The following is an 18,191-nucleotide window of genomic DNA, read 5'->3' as shown; positions in this document are numbered from 1 at the left end:
CTATTCGCGAAATCCCGGCCCCGCCTCGGGCATCACATTGCGCGTGGTGATCTCTCCGCTGCAGTGGGCGCAGATTAGTCGCGGATCGGCCACCTCACCACAAGTACGGTGCCGCAACATAATTGGCGGCCCGTCCGGGTTCGGCAGGTGCTCGTCGCCCCATCGCATCAACACCACGACCGCGCCGAACAGATCGTGCCCGGCCTCGGTTAGGTGATACTCGTAGCGCTCCGGATCCTGTGAATAGCGCACCCGCTCGAGAAGTCCCGCGTCGACGAGCCTGCGCAACCGCGCCGACAGCGTCGGCCGCGGAATGCTGAGGTTGCGGGCGAGCTGACCGAAGCGCCGCACCCCGAAAAACGCCTCGCGCAGGATCAGCAGCGTCCAGCGTTCGCCTACCAATTCCAGCGCCCGGCCGACCGATTCCCCCTGGAAGCGGTGGGACAGATCGGCAGCCGTCATAGTTCAGTCACTGTACCGGTTCAGCTACTGAACCGCACGTGGTAACTTGGCTGCACTGTCACCGTCACCGGGAGCCGCCGATGAATCATGCAGACACACCCGAGGTCCTCGCGGAGGAGATCGCGCTGTCGGCCCGCGACATGGCGCCGGAGATCGACCGGGAGCGCAGGCTGCCGCCCGAACTCGTGGCCCGCCTCAACGAGGCCGGCATGCTTCGCGCCACCATGCCGCGCGAGGTCGACGCGCTCGAATTGTCGCCACCGACGGCCCTTCGCTGTGCCGAGGCGATCGCGCGGGGAGACGCGGCGACCGGTTGGTGCGTGTCGATCGCGATCACTAGCGCGTTGCTGGTGGCCTACCTTCCCGAGGCCGCGCGTGAGGAGATGTTCGGCGGCGGACGAGGCGTCGCGGCCGGGGTATGGGCACCGCGCGGCACGGCGAAGTCCGTCGACGGCGGCGTGGTCGTGTCGGGCCGGTGGCCATTCTGCAGCGGAATCACGCACGCGGACATGCTCTTTGCGGGTTGCTTCGTCGACGGGAGCGGGGTGCCGTCGGTGGTTGCGCTGCCCAAAGACCACCTGCGGGTGCTCGATAACTGGCACACCCTGGGGCTGCGTGGCACCGGCAGCCACGACACCGTCGCCGAGGAGGTTTTCGTGGCGGCCGACCGGGTGTTCTCGGTGTTCGACGGGCCGGCCGTGGACCGGCCCCTGTACCGCTTTCCGGTGTTCGGGTTCTTCGCGCTGTCGGTCGCCGCGGCCGCGCTGGGCAACGCCCGTGCCGCGATAGACGATCTCGTCGAGTTGGCCGGGGGCAAGAAGGGACTCGGGTCCACGCGCACCCTGGCGGAGCGCCCGGCCACTCAGGCCGCGGTGGCGACGGCGGAGTCGGCTCTGGGCGCGGCCCGCGCGCTGTACTACGAGGCGACCGAGGCCGCGTGGCAGGCCAGCCAGGAAACCGAACCCGTGCCGGTTGTCCTGCGTAACCGCTTGCGGCTGGCGGCCACCCACGCCGCACGTAGTTCCGCCGACGTGGTGCGCACCATGTACGACCTGGCCGGCAGCACCGCCATCTACGACACGTCGCCGCTGCAGCGCCGGTTCCGCGACGCCTTCACCGCCACCGCCCACTTCCAAGTGAACGAAGCATCCCGCGAACTGCCCGGCCGCCTGCTGCTCGACCAGCACGCCGACACCTCAATGCTGTGACGAAACTCGAAGTCGTCCTTCCATTTTGGCTCGATCGGCCGGACCGGGAGGCATTGGAGATCGCGCGGACGGTCTCAGAATCCGGTTTCGACGCCCTCTGGATCGGGGAGATGGCCACCTACGACGCGTTTGCCCTGGCGACCGCGATCGGGCTTCGCGCATCCGAGCTGCCGCTGAAGATCGGGCCACTGGCCGTCGGCGTCCGCGGGCCGGTGACGCTGGCACTGGGTGTGAGCACCGTGGCCTCGCTCACCGGAAACCGTGTCGACCTCGCCCTCGGAGCCTCCAGCCCGGCGATCGTGACCGGCTGGCACAACCGCAGCTGGGCTCACCACGTCCCGGTCATGCGGGAGACCATCGAATGCCTGCGGCCGATGCTGGCCGGCGAGCGTGTCAACTACGACGGCCGACACGTCAGCAGCCATGGTTTCCGATTGCGCAACCCCATCCCAGAAGCGCGAATCGCGTTGGGTGCGTTCGGCCCCGGCATGGTCGCGCTCGCCGCACGGCAGGCCGACGAGGTCGTGCTCAACCTCGCCTCGCCCGCCCGCGTGGCGCAGGTGCGTCAAGCTATCGACCATGCCGCCTTCGGCGGCCCAGCCCCGCGCCTGACGGCGTGGGTTCCGGTCGCACTTGATCCCGGGCCCGCCGCATACGCGCAACTGGCCGGTCAACTGGGCCTCTACCTGGCACCGCCCGGATACGGAGAAATGTTCAGCGCGTTGGGTTTCGGCGAACTGGTGCGGCGGGCCCGCGCCGGCGCCTCCCGCCAAGAACTGACGGGCGCGATTCCCGACGAGCTGCTCGACGCGGTGTGCGCTCTGGGTTCTGCGTCCCGCATCGTGCAGCGACTGCGTGCCTACCGGGACGCCGGCGCCGACTGTGTCGCGGTAGTGCCCGGCACAGCCGAAGATCCCGGCGGCCGTAGGACTCTCACCGCATTGAGTCAGGAGATGCCATGACAACCACCAACACCGTATGCCGGCTGGCTGCCCGCCCGGTCGGCTTGCCGAAGATCTCCGATTGGCAGATCAGCGACGAACCCGCCGCAACGCCGGCGGACGGTGAATTTCTGGTACACGTCGAGTATCTCTCGGTCGATCCGGCGATGCGGACCTGGATGAACGCGGGCCGGTCCTATGTGCCGCAGGTGGAGATCGGCGAGGTGATGCGCGCCGGCGGCATTGGGCGTGTCATCGAGTCGCGGCACCCGGATTTCGCGACTGGCGCCGAGGTGTTCGGCACGTTCGGGGTGCAGCTGTACGCCGTCTCTGACGGCCGCGATGTGACCCCGGTCGACACCACATTGGCGCCTGCCCCGGTGCATCTCGGCGCACTGGGCATCAGCGGGTTGACCGCCTACTTCGGGCTACTCGACGTGGGCCGGCCGCAGCCGGGTCAGACCGTCGTCGTCTCCGGTGCCGCCGGTTCGGTGGGCAGCATCGCCGGCCAGATCGCCCGCATCAAGGGTTGCCGGGCGGTCGGCATCGCCGGCGGCCGGGACAAGTGCCGCTGGCTGGTCGAGGAACTCGGCTTCGACGCCGCGATCGACTACAAGGCCGGTGACCTACGCGAGCAGCTGAAAACACACGCGCCGGACGGCATCGACGTCTTCTTCGACAACGTCGGGGGCGCCACCCTGGAAGCCGCGCTGTCCCGGCTGGCCCGCGGCGCCCGGGTCGTCATCTGCGGCGCCATCTCGCAGTACAACGCCAGTGAGGAACGCGAAGAACTCCGCGGCCCGGCGAACTACATGCAGCTGTTGGTGGCAAGGGCATCCATGACCGGGTTCGTGATCTTTGACTACGCCGACCGGTACCGCGAAGGCGTTGTGCAGCTTGCGGATTGGCTGCGCAGCGGTGAACTTCGCTCCCGCGAGCAGATCATTCGCGGCGACGTCGGCGACTTCCCCGAGGCGCTGCTCGCGCTATTCCGCGGCGACAACACCGGCAAACTGATCCTGGCGCTCGACTCTTGACGGCGAGGGGTTTGATCTGCGTCGACGACGGCTTGCGCCGGAGCGCAAACCGGGGCAAATCGCTGTTCTCCGCGGAGTAGATCCGCGGTACCGACGATGCGCATGTCATAGCCCACGGCGCCGGTACCCCGATGCCGCGGAGCAGCTAGATATTGAAGCGGCCGGCGAAGGCGCGCAGCGGCAGGTCGGCGCTGGTTATCAGCCCCGGGGGAGCGGCGACCACCGACTTGATCGAATTCAGTGCGGGCAACCCGGTGACCGTCATGCCGATCGCCGCGAAGTTGTCGGGGTTGGACAGATCGACGCCCGGCTTGGGAAAGATCATGTGCTTGTTGTAGATGCACGGGTCGCCCTTGATCGCAGTGATGTAGCAGCCCTTGATATCCCAGCTGGGATCGGTGTGGGGCGTCATCTGCCACTCCAGGTGCGTCTCGACCCGCGGGACCCCGTCCACCATGCCCTGGTATTTGATGTAGTTGCCACCCAGCGAACCCTTGGGAAGCGTGTACCAACCGAGGTCGACGTCCTTGGTGCAGGCGCCCAATTCGTAGCCGAACTTGACCTGGTCGAGTTGCAGGTCGAAGCAGTCGGCCATCATCAGGACGCTGTCGGCGAAGACGCGCGTGTACTTCTCCAACTTGCCCGGGATGGACGGATCGTTCACGGGCAAGCCGTAACCCACCTCGATCCAGGTGTCCTTGGAGTGATGGCAGGAGACATCGACCGACTCGATGGTGGTGACGTTCTCGATCTCGGCGACGTCGGCCGAACACACCACACCGAGGATCTGATTGACGCCGGGGTTCATGCCTGTCCCGTAGAACGTCGAACCGCCCCTCTCACATGCCTCGGCCAGTAGCTGGGTGACCGGTTTGCCGGAGTGGTGCGGGTGGTTGCGGTCGCGGTGCCAGCCGGTGATCCAATCCGCGGTGGTGACGATATTGATGCCGGCCTCAAGGACTTTCACGTAGAGGTCTTCGTCGGGGAACACGCCGTGGAAGGTCAGCACATCGGGCCGCGCGGCGATGATCTCCTCGACGCTGCCGGTCGCCGTGACACCGTTGGGCGCCAGTCCGACGAGCTCGCCGACGTCCTTGCCGACCTTCTCCGGTGAGTAACAGTGCACGCCAATCAGTTCCAGGTCGGGGTGGGTGGCGATGCGCTTGATCATCTCGGTACCGACGTTGCCGGTGGCGACCTGGAAGACCTTGATGGGTGACATCACACTGGGGCCTTTCCGGAGTTGGTGAGTTCGGCGGCGGCGCCGCCCTTTCCATCGGGATAGAACCTCTTGGCCCAGTTGCGGATCGCGGTGAACCCCTCGTACTCGGTGTTCGTGAGTGCCGGCGGGTCGGAGTACCGCTGGTGTGCCCAGATGTGCACGTCCTGGGTGAACTGCCGGATCACCTCGTCACCGAACATGCGGGCCTTGGCGTGAGCCCGTTCATCGTCGCGACCCGGCACGCGCCCGATGTAGACCATGAACCGGACGTCGGATGTGCGCTCGTCGACGGGCGTGATCGCCGAGAGGGTGCGGTTGTCGACCATGCCCCAACTCCTGGTGACGGCCACCCCGAGTCCGCCGTTGATTGCCTCGACGCCACTGCGGACATCCTCGATGCTCTGTTGGTCGTCGCCCTCGAAGGTGATGGTGAAGTCCACGTAGGACACCGGTTCGTCGAAGTCGTGCCGGGTGAAGATCGGCACGATCGGCGTGTTGTGGACGTACTTGAAGTGGGCGAAGTCGACGCCGTTCTCCAGCACGTACTGCGGGTGCAATTCCAGGCCTTGCTGGAACAGCCGCTGTTGCGGGTAATAGTCGGCGGGCCCACGGCCGTCGCCGAAGTCGGCGAAGACGTCCGGTGCGTCGAAAAACGGTGCGCGGCCTTGGATGTCGTGCCAAATGTAAACCGACTCGTTGCGCTCCACCACCGGGTAGGTGCGTATCCGTCGTCCCTTGTTGGGGCGGTCCTGATACGGGATGCAGACATTGCGGCCCTGCCGGCTCCACTGCCAACCGTGGAACGGGCACTGCAACACCTCGCCGACGACCTTTCCGCCGTAGCCCAGGTGAGCGCCCAGATGTTCGCAATACGCGTTCATCACCGTCAGTTGGCCCGTGTGGGCGCGCCAGGCGACCATCTCCTGGTCGAAGTACGTCATCGTGTGGACATCGCCGATGCCGATCTCGTCGGACCACGCGACCTGGAACCAGCCGGTGGGTTTCATCGACAAAGGCGGCTTCGCCATGTACGCGGTCCTCTCGATCCGATCATCAAGCACTCTATGAAAAAGTCATAGAAGAGTCAACGAAACTTGGCTTTCCGCGTTAGGATTCGGGAATGGCAGTGGCGGACAGCGCGAATCGCAGGGCCAACAAGCGGGGGCAGGCTACGCGAGAGGCGATGCTGCAGGCCGCGGTGACCGCGCTGGCCTCGGGTGATCCCGCAGCGGTTTCGGCGAATCGGATTGCCAAACAGATCGGGGTCACCTGGGGCTCCGTGCAATACCAGTTCGGTGACGCCGACGGGTTCTGGGCTGCGGTGCTGCACCACACCGCGCTGCGGCGGGCCAACGTGTTCGCCAACCCGGATACCGGGGCGTCGCTGCAGCAGCGGGTCTCGGAGATCATCGACACGCTGTACGACGGACTGACCGCGCCCGATTCGCGGGCGATCGAGAATCTGCGCGCCGCGCTCCCGCGGGAACCCAGTGAGCTGGACCGGCTCTACCCGCGCACCGCCGCGGAGTTGCGGTCGTGGGGGCAGGGTTGGCATGCGACGTGTCAGAAGGCGTTCGCCGACCTGCATGTCGATCCGCAACGGGTCCATGAGATCGCGACGTTGATCCCGGGAGCGATGCGTGGCCTGGTCTCGGAACGACAGCTGGGCAGTTATGCCGATCTCGACGAGGCACGGCGGGGGTTGACCAATGCGATCGTTGCTTACCTGGGAGAATCGGCTTGCAGCAGGCCGCGCAGTGCGCCGAGGTCGACATCATCGGTGCTCACCACCAATTCATCTCTGCCGCAGTCGTTGTGACAGACCTGGTCATCCACTCGCTGCGGTAATCTCAATCCGCTGGGTTACGGTTCAGACGACCCTCATCGGCACGGGCGGCGCACAGGTCGACGACAGCACCGAAAAACCGCCGGGGGGCCACGCCGATCACCGCGTCGCAGCGAACCGCTGTGGTGGACAGTGAAGTTGGCGGCGTCGCCATCAGTAAGGGCCGGCGCGTGGTGGTGTTCTATCGCTGCGCCCACTTCGATGACTCTTGCCCGTGCAGCATCCTGCGCAGGCCCACTCGTCGGTGTCGGCGGTATCGGAACGCGACCTGAGGGTCAACGCGATCGCCGACGCCCTGCCCGACCTGGTTTCGGCCGGGGAGCCCGAGCGATTGCGGTCGCCGGTCATCACCGGAAAGCGCCCGGCGCGTTCGGGAGTCAATCGGGTTCGTCGTCCTCGTCGTCGGGTGCGAGCAGCTTTTCGGGATGGTGGAATGTATTGATTCGCGGTTGTCCGTGATCCAGATGGGCGGGTGGGAGCCACTCGGTGTCGCCTTTGGCGTTGGTGCGGGTGATCCAGCCTTTTTCGGCGAGGCGGTTATCGGGGGGACAGGCCAGGGTCAGGTCGGCGATGTCGGTGTAGTGGGTGGTGGTCCACCCGGAGACGTGGTGGGCCTGGGAGTGATAGGCGGGGGTATCGCAGCCGGGTCGGGTGCAGCCCCCGTCTTTGGCCAGCAGCATCATTCGCTGCGCCCGGTTGGCGAAGCGGTGGGGGTGAAATAGCGCCAACGGTTTGGCGCCGTCGAAGACCGCTAGATAGTGGTGGGCTCGGGCGGCCCAGCGGATCAGTGTCGGTAGCGGGATTCGGGTGCCGCCGCCGGTGCGGGCCCGCCCGGCGCCGTCCTCGAGGTCTTTCAATGTGGTGGTGACGATGACGCTGACGGGTAGGCCGTGGTGGGTGCCCAGGGTGCCGGCGGCGAGCAGTTCCCGGATGGCGGTGAGCAGCGCGTCGTGCTGGCGTTGGGGTTGGCTGCGGGTGTCGCGGCGGGCGGTCTGCTCATCGGGGGTGCCGTCGATCACCGGCTTCTCGTCCTTAGGGTTGCACGCTCCGGGGGCGGCCAGTTTCGCCCAGGCGGCTTCGATCAGGGCGCGCAGTTCGGGGGTGATCAGCCCGGTGATGCGTGACATGCCGTCGTAGCCCTGGGTGCCCATCGCCAGGGCGCGTTGGCGGGCGCGTTGCTGCTCGGTGTAGTCGCCGTCGGGGTGCAGCAACGCCATCACCTCGTGGGCGTACGTGGCTACCTGCTCGGGGCGAAAGTCGCAGGCCTTGGCGGCCAAATCTTTTTCGGCGGCCTCGCGGGTGCCCGGGTCCACGGCGGCCGGTAGGTGGGCGAGGAAGTCGCGGATCACCGTCACGTGCGCGTCGCCGATGCGGCCCGCGTGTTGGGCGGCGGCGGTGGCGGTCAACAACGGCGCCAACACTTCCCCGGTCAGTGCCCGGCGCGGGCCCAGGTTCCCCGGCTTCGGCGATGCGCCGGTTGGCGTCGGCTTTGGTGATCCGCAGCCGCTCGGCCAGCGCCGCACCGAGTTTGCCGCCGAGTTCTTCCTCGCAGGACTGGGCGGCCAACTGGTTGATCAACCCATGCCGCGGGGTGCGTAACCGGCGCTGCACGGTCTCCAACCGCTCCAACGCCCGCATCCACTCCCGCGTGGTGAACACATCAAAACTCAACGCACCCAACCGCTCCGCCACCGCATCGAGGGCATCGAAGACCGCCACGATCTCCTCACGCGAACTGACGGCCATACCCCAAATTCTACGAAGGAGCACCGACAAGCTCGGGTCGCCCAAACACCGACAGATCAAGCCCCACAGAATATTTCGCTCACCGCGAACACGCCGCTCCCACAGCACACCGTCCCCCGCGCTGGGACCCTGCGCGATGAGCTCCCGTGTGAGCATCTTGTTGGTGGCGCTCCGCGGCAGCGCGGCGTCGATCCGCACACACCGCGGCCAGGCCGTCGGCGACAGGTCAAGTTGAGCAGACAGGAAATTCGCCGAACGGCCCGGGCCATCGTTGAGCACGACACCCTCGTCGGGCCACCGCATACACCGCGACCCGGTTGACCTACGGCAACCATCGCAGCACCCGCTCAACAGGACCCGCCACAGACAGATCCCACCGCCGGCACCCCGGCAAACCAGAACACCCGACCAAGACAAGCCGTGACCCACCCGCTCCTCGGTGGCATCGGCATCGTCGCAATAGCCGGTCAAGCCGCCGTAGATGTTCACTAGATTGCTCCGGTTGTCCGGAGCGCATTTGTGATCCGGGCCCGCGATTAGGGGATTGGCGGCTTCCTGGAAAAACTGGAAGCCCTACGCCGGGGCCACAATTTCGGACCACTGTTCTGCGGCAGCAATTGCATTCGCCTGCGCGGCGGTCTGGCCGCAAACATCCCTGGTGAATTTGACGTCCAGCCCAATGTGTATGCCGTCGGTGGTGTAGTACGTCTCGCGCCCGGCCTGCGCTCCACCGTCGCAAGGCGCGTCGTAGTTCTTCGGGCCGTTTTCCCACCGATTGCTCACTGCGTTGTAGCGGTACTGCCCTCCGACTTGCTCATCGCTCAAATCATCGAGTGTGTAGCACCCCGGCCCGCAGTCATGCCGGATTTGAAGGTAGGGGTGGAAAGTCGCTTTGCTGGCGCTCAAGATGGTGCCCGCATACATACCCTCGGGCAGTGGCGGTGCCGGTTCCGTTTCGGCACTGGCGTTCGGTGCCAACCCGACGCCGACCCCAGCGAAAGTGACCATAGTTGCGAACAATGCGCCGAGCTGCATTTGCCCACCCCTTTTGCCTCGGTTGTGTTGCCCGGTTGGGGCTGCAACGAGCTTACAACTTTATCGGTCTTCTCAGCTCGCGCAGCGTTACTCGCTTCGCGCACTGCGGTGCGCGGCCGCCGCTTTCATAGCAAGCGCATCGTCGGTAGCCACAGTGGATCCGAGGTCGCTACTGCACGCAGTCACCGCCGTCCCGGGCGGAGCATCCGAGCCGCGTCGGGCCAGCGGCAGAACTGCTCGACGAGATGACCGCCGTCAGGTGGTACCCATCCGGCAGTTGAGGGCGAGCATTGGGCTTGCGCGTTCATACCGCCCACCGGTGGGGTACCAAGGGTGTGTGAATGATCTGGTTTCAAGGCTCGTGTCGATGTATCGACGGACGGGCGCCGATGTGCCGTTCGGAGATCCGGTCCCGTCGCACGGCACCGAAATGGAAGGCTGGTTCTGGCGCCTTTCTGACCGCGACGAAGGACGGGTTGTGGTCGCCCTGTGCAGCGCCAACCGGCACTCCGACGGCGATTGGTCGACAGCCGCGATCGCGCTGCACCCCGGCGCGGTCGTGCGCTCGGCGGCGGTAGACGGTGTCACGGCGAGTCAAGCGCGGTTCAGGGTGCAAGCGGAATCGGATGGGAATCTGATCGATGCCAACGGAGAACGGCTCAGGATGGTGCTCGGCGACACCGCAGTCGACCTGAAATTTCACGATCCGTACCAGTGGCCCAAACCGTTCGGCGGCGGCGGAGTGTTCTCCTCGGTGCCGTTCCTCAACCAGTACTGGCATCCGTACCGATTGGGGGGCAAAGCTTCCGGCAGCGTGACCCACCAAGGCCGGCGTTGGGAATTTACCGACGCGACGTTGTACTGCGAACGAAACTGGGGAGCCGGTTTTCCGCTGCGGTGGTGGTGGGGACAGGCTCACGACTTCGGCGACGCCGACGTGTCGGTGGCGTTCTCCGGGGGGCTGCTGGAGCTGGGTCCGGTCAACCGCGATGTCACCGGAGTCGTTGTGCGACGGGGTGATCGGGTGTTGCGTATCACTCCACCGGCGCTGGTGTCATCCAGCTGCGACGTGCAGCGGTGGCACATCGACGCCCGCACCCTGCGTTACCGCGTCGAACTCGACGGGCGCGGCACGCCGGAGGGACCGCACGTGCTCCCCGTACCCTTGCCGGCCGAGCGCCGCAATATCGACACCGACTACGAATACCTCGCCGGCACGCTGCACTGCCGAGTGCATGAATGGGGCCGCGTCATCTTCGAGGGCACTTCGACATTGGCCGGCCTCGAGGTGGGAAGCCGGCCTTCCTGATGAGCGCAGTGATGAGCCGATCGACGCGCACCCGGGTACGCTGCAACGCCATGAGGCAGACGCGATGAGCGCGGGTCTGTTCGGGCTTCTGGACGACGTGGCGCTGTTCGCACGACTGACGGCCGCTTCACTCGATGACGTCGGCGGCGCCGCCGGACGGGCGACCGCGAAGGCCGCCGGTGTGGTCATCGACGACACGGCGGTGACGCCTCAGTACGTCGACGAAATCTCGGCCGAGCGTGAATTGCCGATCATCAAACGCATAGCGCTGGGATCGCTGCGCAACAAGCTCCTGTTCATCCTGCCCGGTGCAATGCTGCTCAGCCAGTTCGCGCCGTGGCTGCTCAGCCCGATCCTGATGCTCGGGGCCACGTACCTGTGTTACGAAGGCGCCGAGAAGGTTTGGAGCAGTCTGCGCGGTCACGGCCACAGTAACGAGCAGCTGGAGAGCGAGAGTCACATGGTGGCCGCTGCTATCCGGACCGACTTCATCCTGTCCGCCGAGATCATGGTGATTGCGCTCAACGAGGTGGCTGCCGAGGCGTTCGTGCCGAGGCTGGCAATCCTCGTCATCGTCGCGGTGGTCATCACCGTCGCGGTGTACGGCGTGGTCGCCGCCATCGTCAAGATGGACGACATCGGCCTGCATCTGGCCAAGACCTCCTCCCGCGTGGGCAGGAAGGTGGGTCGGGCGCTGGTGGCCGGCATGCCCAAACTCCTGTCGGTGCTGGCCGTCGTCGGGACGGTGGCGATGCTCTGGGTGGGCGGCCACATCCTGCTGATGGGCACCGATCACCTGGGCTGGCACACGCCATATGGTTTGGTGCATCATGCCGAGCAATGGGTTCACCACGCGCCGCTGGGGGGCGTGCTTGGCTGGTTGGTCAACACTGCGATATCCGCTGTGGTCGGATCGGTGGTCGGAGCGGTCGTGCTGGCCGTCGTGCAGGTGTTCCAACGGGTTCGGCGCGCACGCGCGAAGGCTTAGCGCTGCGGTCGGCGAGCGTCCCAGATCTGTTGTGTCTCTTGGCTGACCGTCCCGTGATGGGTCTGCTGGAAGTTGCGTCCACCGCGCCGGAAGGTCGCGACCACCGCGGCGGGCACCTCGAGTTCCAGCAACGGCTCGGCCAGCCAGGTGCAGGGCCGCACGTGCACCAGGTCGACCGCCAGCGCGTCGTCGTCATCGTCACGGAAATACGGCCCGGCGAGTCGGCCGAGCCAGAACAATCCGTCCTGGTCGCGGGTCCACACGAATGAGCCGTCGGCCGCGCCGGCAAACCGGTCCACCCGGTGCGCCAGACGTTCCTGTTCGGCCGGGTTGCCCGCCACCTGTCCGAAGCCGCACAGACCCGACCGGCGGGCGCGCTCGAAGGTGGCTCGCGAGTCGATGGCGTTGCTGCGTGATCGCATCGGGGCGCGGTAGACCTCGGCCATGGCGCTCATTGTCCCGCGATATGCTGTGCACGCCGTAACGACGGGAGAATGGCCGGTGTCCACCTTCAAGCGCTATCTCATCATTCAGGCGATGGTGTTCGTGTGCGGCATCGTCGGCCCGATCTTCTTGATCATATTCTTTTCCGCGCCAATGGATCCGCAGATGAAGTGGGCCTTTTGGGCCGGGCTGTTCATCACCTACATCGACATCATGATCGCGATCGGAATCACGTCATCCAGCGTCGGGGAGAACTCGAAAGTTCAGGTGCCGCAGAAGGTTCGGTAGACGCCGAAATCCGTGGGTGCGGGCGCGGCGTACCGCTGCAGGCCGGGCCGCTCGGTATACGGCGCGCTGATGGCATCCAGCAGTTGACCGAACGGACCGAGGTCACCGGCGGTCGCCGCCGTCAGGGCCTCCTCGACCAGATGATTGCGGGGAATGTAGATCGGATTGACCCGGTCCATCGCGTCGGCGTCCGGGCCCAGGGCCCGCCAGCGCCGCGCCCAGTCGTCGAACCGTGCGGGGTCGACGAACTGCGCCCGTGCCGGTTCGTCATCCCCCCGGGCGGCGGTGGCCAGATGGCGGAAGAACGAGGTGAAGTCGACGTGGCTCTCCTGCATCATGGGAAGCAGTTCGTCGAGCAACGGCAGGACGGCATCCACGTCGGTGGCCACGCCGAGCTTGGCGTGCATACCCGACAGCCACGCCGAGTGGTAGGCGTGGAAGCCGTCGAATGCATTCTCTATCAAAGCAATTGAATCGTTGACATCGCCTCCGAGCAACGGCAGCAGCGTCTCGGCGAAGCGGGCGAGATTCCAGGCGGCGATCGTGGGTTGATTGCCGTAGGCGTAGCGGCCCCACGCGTCGATCGAGCTGAAGACGGTGTCGGGGTCGTAGGCCTCCATGAACGCGCACGGCCCGTAGTCGATGCTCTCGCCGGAGATCGTCATGTTGTCGGTGTTCATCACCCCGTGGATGAAGCCGACCATCATCCAGCGCGCCACCAGCGACGCCTGCGCGGCTACCACCCCTTCGAACAGCGCGAGGTACGGATTCTCGGCGTGCGCCGCCTCCGGATGGTGGCGGGCGATGGCATGGTCGGCCAGCCGGCGCAGCAGCCCGAGATCGCCTGTAGCAGAAGCATATTGGAAGCTGCCCACTCGCAGATGACTACTCGCCACGCGCACCAGCAGCGCGCCCGGCAACATCGTCTCGCGTGCCACCGGTCGCCCGGTGGCCAGCACGGCTAATGATCGCGTCGTCGGAATCCCCAGCGCGTGCATGGCCTCACTGATGATGTACTCGCGCAGCATCGGACCGATGGCGGCCAGGCCGTCGCCGCCGCGGGCAAACGGTGTGCGCCCGGAACCTTTCAGGTGGATGTCGCGCAGCCGCCCGTCGGCGTCGATGAGCTCGCCGAGCAGCAGGGCGCGTCCGTCTCCCAACCGGGGCACGTAGCCACCGAACTGATGCCCGGCGTAGGCCTGGGCTACCGGTGCAGCGCCCTCGGGTACCAGGTTGCCCGCCAGGAATCGCAGTCCGTCAGGGCTGCGCAACCAACCCGCGTCCAGACCCAGTCCGGCGGCCAACGGCTCGTTGAGCATCAGCAGCCGTGCCTCCGGCGGCACGTCGGCCTGCCAAGGGACCGCCAGCTCGGGTAACTCGCTGGCGAAGCGGCCCTGCAGGGTGACGGTGATGTTGGGGGTAACGCTCACTTGTCACACACTACGGAGAATCAACCGTCCTCGTTGGTTGCCAAACCTTCCGGCGGAGGGGTGGAGTAAGCGGGGTAGGCAGGCGGCGACACGATGCTGTCGTCGTCGTCTTCGGTGTCCGGGTTCTCCGGCGTTTCCGGGTTGCTCATGGTTTCTCCTAGCTGATGGCGTTCTTGATCAGATCGCGCGCGCGGTCGAGCATCGAGGCGAACGGCCCGACGGCGAAATTCAACTTGGCCGATTCCACTCCGGCGTGCGGCCGGGTGGGTGCGATGGCCTCGGCCAGTTTCACCGCGGTTCCCATCCGCTTGAGTTCTTCGGGGCCCATGTCACTCTGCAACGTCTCGAACTCTTCGAGTTCCTCATGTTCGGCGTGGGCCAGTACCGCTTCGCGCAGCTTGGTGAGCTCGTCGATGAACTCCTGCGACGTGATGTCGAGGCTCTCGATCTTGGACAGCTGCTCCTTTGCGGAGTGCTCCTCCTGCAAGAGACTGTCGACGATCGCGTCGCCGGACTCGACTTCGCGGCGGGCGCGCGGATGCACGAACATCTCCTCTGCCGTCTCGTGCACGGCGAGGAGTTGGCGCAACTCGATGAAAGGTTTCTCGCGCGCCTGTGGATCCGACGCGAGCAGCACCTGGTCGAACATGTCCTCGATCAGGTCGTGCTGGGCTTTGAGGAAGGCGATGACTTCTTCGGGTGTTTCAACAATCATTTCGGCCACGCGGAATGCACCTCCAATAACGGGGCTCGGAGCGGGCGCGGGGGCCTGTGCGCCGCATCTGCGCGCATACCCGGGCAGCCGGCTGCTAAAACGCCAGCCCGAACGCGACCAGGCGTTTCACCTCGTCCATGTGGTACGGCGCACGCAGGCCGAGGATCAAGTGCGCGGCTCCGGCGTCGACCAGCGATTTCATCAGCCCGGGCTCGGCGCGCTCGATCCATGCCGTGCGTTCGATCTCGCCGGGGTCACGCCCGACCTCGGCGCACCACCGGTCGATGACCTGGTTCTTGGCCCGAACGGTGTCGGCGTCGCCGTAGCCGTTCCACATGTCAGCGTGCTGGGCCACCAGGCGAAGCGTGCGCCGTTCCCCGTTGCCGCCGATCAGGATCGGCAACGGGCCGATCGGTCCCGGCTGCAACAAGGCTAGGCGCCGGCGGATGCGGGGGAGCGCTTCAGCGAGCAGGTCGAGTCGTTGCCCGGGGGTGCGCACCGGGTAGCCGTACTCGATCTCGTCCTTGTCCATCCAGCCCGAGCCGATGCCCAAGACCGCGCGACCGCCCGAAAGGTGATCGAGGGTGCGCGCCATGTCGGCCAACAGATCGGGGTTGCGGTAGCCGCAGCCGGTGACCAGCATCCCGATCTGGGACACCTTCGATGTGGTGACCGCCATGGCGCCCAGAATCTGCCAGCCCTCGAAATGAGCCTCGTCGGCGGCTCCGTACAGCGGCGGGAAGAAGTGGTCCCAGGTCCACAGGCTGTCCACGCCGAGTTCGTCGACCGCCTGCCACGCCGCGCGCAGATCGGTCATCGTCGTGTTCTGCGGATGAATTTGAACGCCGACCTTCACAGCGTCAAGCATGCACCCGAGTACTTCGGCTCCGCGGTGGAAAGCGTCGCCGCAGCGCCAGGGAGACGTAGACCAGTGCGACGAGGACGGGTACTTCGATGAGAGGTCCGACGACGCCGGCAAGGGCTTGTCCGGAGGTGGCGCCGTAGGTGGCGATCGCGACCGCGATGGCCAGTTCGAAGTTGTTGCCCGCGGCGGTGAAGGCCAGGGTGGTGGTGCGTTCGTATCCCAGACCCAACGCGGTTCCCAGCAGGTAGCCGCCGCCCCACATGATGGCGAAGTAGGCCAGCAGTGGCAGGGCGATGCGGGCGACGTCCGAGGGCCGGTTGGTGATCTGATCGCCTTGCAGCGCAAAGAGAATCACGATGGTGAACAACAGCCCGTACAGGGCCCACGGGCCTACCGTCGGCAGAAAACGGGTCTCGTACCAGTCGCGGCCCCTGGCGTTCTCCCCGAGGCGGCGGGAGAGATAGCCGGCCAGCAGTGGGATGCCCAGGAAGATGAGGACGGACTTGGCGATCTGCCACGGAGAAGTGGAGATCGTGGTCTGCGGAAGGCCGAGCCAGCCAGGCAGCACGGACAGGTAGAACCAGCCGAGCACCGCGAACATGAGCACCTGGAAAATCGAGTTCAGCGCCACCAGGACGGCAGCGGCCTCGCGGTCGCCGCAGGCCAGGTCGTTCCAGATGATGACCATGGCGATGCAGCGAGCCAAGCCGACGATGATCAGACCGGTGCGGTACTCGGGCAGATCCGGAAGCAACAACCAGGCCAGGGTGAACATCAGCGCCGGTCCGAGGACCCAGTTCAGGAGCAGGGAACTGACCAGCATTCGCCGATCTGCGGTGACGGTGTTGAGACGGTCGTAGCGCACCTTGGCCAGCACCGGGTACATCATGATCAGCAGGCCCAGGGCGATCGGCAGCGAAATGCCGTCGATCTGGACCTTCTGCAGTGCGGTGTTCAGCCCGGGTATCCATCGGCCGAGCAGCAGTCCTGCGGCCATGGCCAGGCCGATCCACACCGGTAGGAACCGGTCGAGCGTGGAGAGTTTGGCCACCACAGGTGTATGGGTTTCCGATGATGCGGTCACGTCGCTCACGCAGCTCCTGAGATAGTTCGAGTGCCGATGACCCGCGCGGTCGACAGAACCTGGCCCGCATCCGGGCGATACTGACAGTCCTCGATGGCACGGGGCAAGTCAAGACTTGCGCGACACGGCCGAAAAGACAAGGAAGCCATGGCTTATCGCTGGCTCCGGTGGGGGACTCCGGCGCGCAGCAGCTGATGGGTGGTGGCGGTTGCGGTCTTCAGCCACAGCCGCAACAGATGCCGCCTCCTGGCCGGGTCGTCCTCGTCGGCGTAGGCCTCCCGTGAGTGCAGGACGACGGCGTTGTTGAGCAGTTGGACATCCCCGGGTTCGAATCGCATCTTGATGTGAAAGGCCGGGTCGTTAGCGATGGACTCGACGAGATCCAATGCGGCGCTTTGGTTCTCGGTGAGCCTGGGCGCGTCGGGGTGGCGTTGGGAGTCCCGGATGTACCAGGCGATGAAGAACAGTCGCGGTGTCCCGTCGATGTCGGTGATGGGCGGCAGCTCGAAGAACGGCGGCTCGCCGGCGCCCTGCTCCTCGTTGCGGTCCCACGGCATCGGCTGGTACATCACGTCGACCAGATGCGGTGCGCGCCGCAACATCTCGTTGTACACGGCGTGCGCGCTGACGATCCTGGACTCACCGCCGCTTCGTGCCGGATGCAGGCACAGCAACCCGACGAGGTCGGAGCCGTCGCTGTGAAAATCCTGGCGGAGGTTGGTGCGGTATTTGCGCACACCCGGGGCGGCCGGTCGGCGTTCGTCCCGGATGTGAGTCAGGACGTTGGCGTCGCGGTCCTGGCCGACCGGCTCGCCCAGCAGTCGGCCGAGACCAAGGTAAGCACGCTCGGTCTGGACCTCGGTGAGCCCGTCGATCGGGAACCGCCGCAGCCGCACGAAACCGGGCCCATGGGTGAGCAATTGAGCCCAGTCCGGTGCGCGGTCGCTGAAATGATCGCTCAGATCAATGATTTCGCCGCCCTGCCCGTAGTCGATCAATGCCTGCCGATCTGCCGGGGACAGGTCGAACGACCAGAGCGTCTCGTCGGGGAAATCTCCGGGCGTCCACACCGAGGGCGCCCGGACCGGCGTCCTCACTGCGCCGTCGCCTGGGCGCCGCAGCAACCGGCCTCCTCGGTGGCGGGCCCGAAGAAGGTCTCGGAATCGGCCAGCTTGGTGTAGATCTCCCAGCGGTGGCCGCCCGGGCCGTTCACCCACACCTTGTCCTGGGTGGCGAAGCAACACGTGGTGCTCATCTCCTCCTCGGTGAACAGGCCTTCGCCGGTGAGGCGGGCGATTTCGTCGTGCACCTGGTCGCTGGACTCCACTTCCATTCCGAGGTGGTTGAGCGTGCCGCCCTGACCCGGGTTCTCGAGCAGGACGAGCTTCAGTGGCGGCTCTTCGATGGAGAAATTGGCGTAGCCCGGTTTGACCTTGGCGGGTGAGGTGGCGAACAGCTTGGAGTAGAACGTGATGGCCTCGTCGATGTCATCGACGTTGAGTGCCAACTGGACACGGGACATGATGCCTCCTGGGAACCTTTACGACATATGTCGAACTAATCGGATAAGG

18 protein-coding genes and 2 pseudogenes are annotated in these 18,191 nt (G+C 66.0%); 7 read left to right on the top strand and 13 right to left on the bottom strand.

From position 1 onward, the window contains the following. A complete protein-coding gene (locus ACX9NE_RS24495; protein WP_459364141.1) occupies positions 1-462 on the bottom strand; it encodes a winged helix-turn-helix transcriptional regulator in 462 nt (153 codons plus the stop codon). An 80-nt stretch (positions 463-542) separates the two neighbouring features. On the opposite strand from ACX9NE_RS24495, the gene ACX9NE_RS24490 reads away from it, so the two are divergent. Genes ACX9NE_RS24490 through ACX9NE_RS24480 form a run of 3 tightly spaced genes read left to right on the top strand, consistent with a single transcriptional unit; the run spans position 543 to position 3,648 of the window. Next, positions 543-1,670, top strand: coding sequence for an acyl-CoA dehydrogenase family protein (locus tag ACX9NE_RS24490; RefSeq protein WP_459364142.1), 1,128 nt, complete (start codon positions 543-545; stop codon positions 1,668-1,670). Beyond that, positions 1,667-2,632 (top strand): LLM class F420-dependent oxidoreductase, encoded by a 966-nt coding sequence (locus tag ACX9NE_RS24485; protein WP_459364143.1) that lies wholly within the window; start codon positions 1,667-1,669, stop codon positions 2,630-2,632. Before ACX9NE_RS24490 ends, ACX9NE_RS24485 begins: the two co-directional genes overlap by 4 nt. Further along, on the top strand, positions 2,629-3,648 hold the full coding sequence (locus ACX9NE_RS24480; protein WP_459364144.1) for an NADP-dependent oxidoreductase: 1,020 nt from the start codon (positions 2,629-2,631) through the stop codon (positions 3,646-3,648). Before ACX9NE_RS24485 ends, ACX9NE_RS24480 begins: the two co-directional genes overlap by 4 nt. A gap of 145 nt (positions 3,649-3,793) precedes the next feature. On the opposite strand, the gene ACX9NE_RS24475 is transcribed toward ACX9NE_RS24480, so the two are convergent. Together ACX9NE_RS24475 and ACX9NE_RS24470 are read right to left on the bottom strand one after the other, a co-directional pair. Beyond that, on the bottom strand, positions 3,794-4,870 hold the full coding sequence (locus tag ACX9NE_RS24475) for an NAD(P)H-dependent amine dehydrogenase family protein (RefSeq protein WP_459364145.1): 1,077 nt from the start codon (positions 4,868-4,870) through the stop codon (positions 3,794-3,796). Further along, complete coding sequence (locus ACX9NE_RS24470) at positions 4,870-5,898, bottom strand: Rieske 2Fe-2S domain-containing protein (protein ID WP_459364146.1); 1,029 nt, start codon at positions 5,896-5,898, stop codon at positions 4,870-4,872. The genes ACX9NE_RS24475 and ACX9NE_RS24470 overlap by 1 nt, the downstream gene beginning before the upstream one ends. A gap of 92 nt (positions 5,899-5,990) precedes the next feature. Here ACX9NE_RS24470 and ACX9NE_RS24465 point away from each other — a divergent pair, with 92 nt between their 5' ends. After that, complete coding sequence (locus ACX9NE_RS24465; protein WP_459364147.1) at positions 5,991-6,689, top strand: TetR/AcrR family transcriptional regulator; 699 nt, start codon at positions 5,991-5,993, stop codon at positions 6,687-6,689. A gap of 404 nt (positions 6,690-7,093) precedes the next feature. Here ACX9NE_RS24465 and ACX9NE_RS24460 read toward each other — a convergent pair. Together ACX9NE_RS24460 and ACX9NE_RS24455 are read right to left on the bottom strand one after the other, a co-directional pair. After that, a pseudogene (locus ACX9NE_RS24460) lies at positions 7,094-8,462 on the bottom strand (HNH endonuclease signature motif containing protein). 573 nt (positions 8,463-9,035) lie between these two features. Further along, on the bottom strand, positions 9,036-9,497 hold the full coding sequence (locus ACX9NE_RS24455; protein ID WP_459364148.1) for a hypothetical protein: 462 nt from the start codon (positions 9,495-9,497) through the stop codon (positions 9,036-9,038). Positions 9,498-9,864: 367 nt separating this feature from the next. Here ACX9NE_RS24455 and ACX9NE_RS24450 point away from each other — a divergent pair, with 367 nt between their 5' ends. Next, positions 9,865-10,806: a tocopherol cyclase family protein gene (locus ACX9NE_RS24450; RefSeq protein ID WP_459364149.1), complete on the top strand. Its 942-nt coding sequence runs from the start codon at positions 9,865-9,867 to the stop codon at positions 10,804-10,806. A 64-nt stretch (positions 10,807-10,870) separates the two neighbouring features. Beyond that, complete coding sequence (locus ACX9NE_RS24445) at positions 10,871-11,794, top strand: DUF808 domain-containing protein (protein WP_459364150.1); 924 nt, start codon at positions 10,871-10,873, stop codon at positions 11,792-11,794. Here the strand turns inward: ACX9NE_RS24445 and ACX9NE_RS24440 are convergent. Then, positions 11,791-12,240: a GAF domain-containing protein gene (locus tag ACX9NE_RS24440; protein WP_459364204.1), complete on the bottom strand. Its 450-nt coding sequence runs from the start codon at positions 12,238-12,240 to the stop codon at positions 11,791-11,793. The genes ACX9NE_RS24445 and ACX9NE_RS24440 overlap by 4 nt on opposite strands. Before the next feature lie 55 nt (positions 12,241-12,295). Here ACX9NE_RS24440 and ACX9NE_RS24435 point away from each other — a divergent pair, with 55 nt between their 5' ends. Next, positions 12,296-12,526: a hypothetical protein gene (locus ACX9NE_RS24435; RefSeq protein WP_459364151.1), complete on the top strand. Its 231-nt coding sequence runs from the start codon at positions 12,296-12,298 to the stop codon at positions 12,524-12,526. On the opposite strand, the gene ACX9NE_RS24430 is transcribed toward ACX9NE_RS24435, so the two are convergent. The 7 genes and pseudogenes from ACX9NE_RS24430 to ACX9NE_RS24400 all read right to left on the bottom strand — a co-directional run bounded on the left by ACX9NE_RS24430 (position 12,502) and on the right by ACX9NE_RS24400 (position 18,142). Continuing rightward, positions 12,502-13,938: a protein adenylyltransferase SelO gene (locus ACX9NE_RS24430; protein WP_459364205.1), complete on the bottom strand. Its 1,437-nt coding sequence runs from the start codon at positions 13,936-13,938 to the stop codon at positions 12,502-12,504. The two genes, ACX9NE_RS24435 and ACX9NE_RS24430, sit on opposite strands and share 25 nt — an antisense overlap. A gap of 38 nt (positions 13,939-13,976) precedes the next feature. Then, positions 13,977-14,105: a hypothetical protein gene (locus tag ACX9NE_RS24425; protein WP_459364152.1), complete on the bottom strand. Its 129-nt coding sequence runs from the start codon at positions 14,103-14,105 to the stop codon at positions 13,977-13,979. Positions 14,106-14,113: 8 nt separating this feature from the next. Continuing rightward, positions 14,114-14,680, bottom strand: a complete 567-nt coding sequence (locus ACX9NE_RS24420) for a hemerythrin domain-containing protein (protein WP_459364153.1) — start codon at positions 14,678-14,680, stop codon at positions 14,114-14,116. 85 nt (positions 14,681-14,765) lie between these two features. Continuing rightward, positions 14,766-15,539 (bottom strand): LLM class F420-dependent oxidoreductase, encoded by a 774-nt coding sequence (locus ACX9NE_RS24415; RefSeq protein WP_459364154.1) that lies wholly within the window; start codon positions 15,537-15,539, stop codon positions 14,766-14,768. A 31-nt stretch (positions 15,540-15,570) separates the two neighbouring features. Next, positions 15,571-16,620, bottom strand: a pseudogene (gene arsB / locus ACX9NE_RS24410) (ACR3 family arsenite efflux transporter); the annotation flags it as partial. A 152-nt stretch (positions 16,621-16,772) separates the two neighbouring features. After that, positions 16,773-17,717, bottom strand: a complete 945-nt coding sequence (locus tag ACX9NE_RS24405) for a TauD/TfdA family dioxygenase (RefSeq protein WP_459364155.1) — start codon at positions 17,715-17,717, stop codon at positions 16,773-16,775. Beyond that, on the bottom strand, positions 17,714-18,142 hold the full coding sequence (locus tag ACX9NE_RS24400; RefSeq protein ID WP_459364156.1) for an ArsI/CadI family heavy metal resistance metalloenzyme: 429 nt from the start codon (positions 18,140-18,142) through the stop codon (positions 17,714-17,716). Before ACX9NE_RS24400 ends, ACX9NE_RS24405 begins: the two co-directional genes overlap by 4 nt. Positions 18,143-18,191: the final 49 nt, after the last annotated feature.

The organism is Mycobacterium sp. ML4 (assembly GCF_054515735.1).
The sequence above is the reverse complement of the archived record's forward strand: the minus strand, read 5'-3'. Positions and strand labels throughout refer to the sequence as shown.

Coding starts and splice junctions, on each gene's coding strand:
- ACX9NE_RS24495 (WP_459364141.1), bottom strand. CDS start 462: ATGACGGCTGCCGATCTGTCCCACCGCTTCCAGGGGGAATCGGTCGGC.
- ACX9NE_RS24490 (WP_459364142.1), top strand. CDS start 543: ATGAATCATGCAGACACACCCGAGGTCCTCGCGGAGGAGATCGCGCTG.
- ACX9NE_RS24480 (WP_459364144.1), top strand. CDS start 2,629: ATGACAACCACCAACACCGTATGCCGGCTGGCTGCCCGCCCGGTCGGC.
- ACX9NE_RS24475 (WP_459364145.1), bottom strand. CDS start 4,870: ATGTCACCCATCAAGGTCTTCCAGGTCGCCACCGGCAACGTCGGTACC.
- ACX9NE_RS24470 (WP_459364146.1), bottom strand. CDS start 5,898: ATGGCGAAGCCGCCTTTGTCGATGAAACCCACCGGCTGGTTCCAGGTC.
- ACX9NE_RS24465 (WP_459364147.1), top strand. CDS start 5,991: ATGGCAGTGGCGGACAGCGCGAATCGCAGGGCCAACAAGCGGGGGCAG.
- ACX9NE_RS24455 (WP_459364148.1), bottom strand. CDS start 9,497: ATGCAGCTCGGCGCATTGTTCGCAACTATGGTCACTTTCGCTGGGGTC.
- ACX9NE_RS24450 (WP_459364149.1), top strand. CDS start 9,865: ATGTATCGACGGACGGGCGCCGATGTGCCGTTCGGAGATCCGGTCCCG.
- ACX9NE_RS24445 (WP_459364150.1), top strand. CDS start 10,871: ATGAGCGCGGGTCTGTTCGGGCTTCTGGACGACGTGGCGCTGTTCGCA.
- ACX9NE_RS24440 (WP_459364204.1), bottom strand. CDS start 12,240: ATGGCCGAGGTCTACCGCGCCCCGATGCGATCACGCAGCAACGCCATC.
- ACX9NE_RS24425 (WP_459364152.1), bottom strand. CDS start 14,105: ATGAGCAACCCGGAAACGCCGGAGAACCCGGACACCGAAGACGACGAC.
- ACX9NE_RS24415 (WP_459364154.1), bottom strand. CDS start 15,539: ATGCTTGACGCTGTGAAGGTCGGCGTTCAAATTCATCCGCAGAACACG.
- ACX9NE_RS24400 (WP_459364156.1), bottom strand. CDS start 18,142: ATGTCCCGTGTCCAGTTGGCACTCAACGTCGATGACATCGACGAGGCC.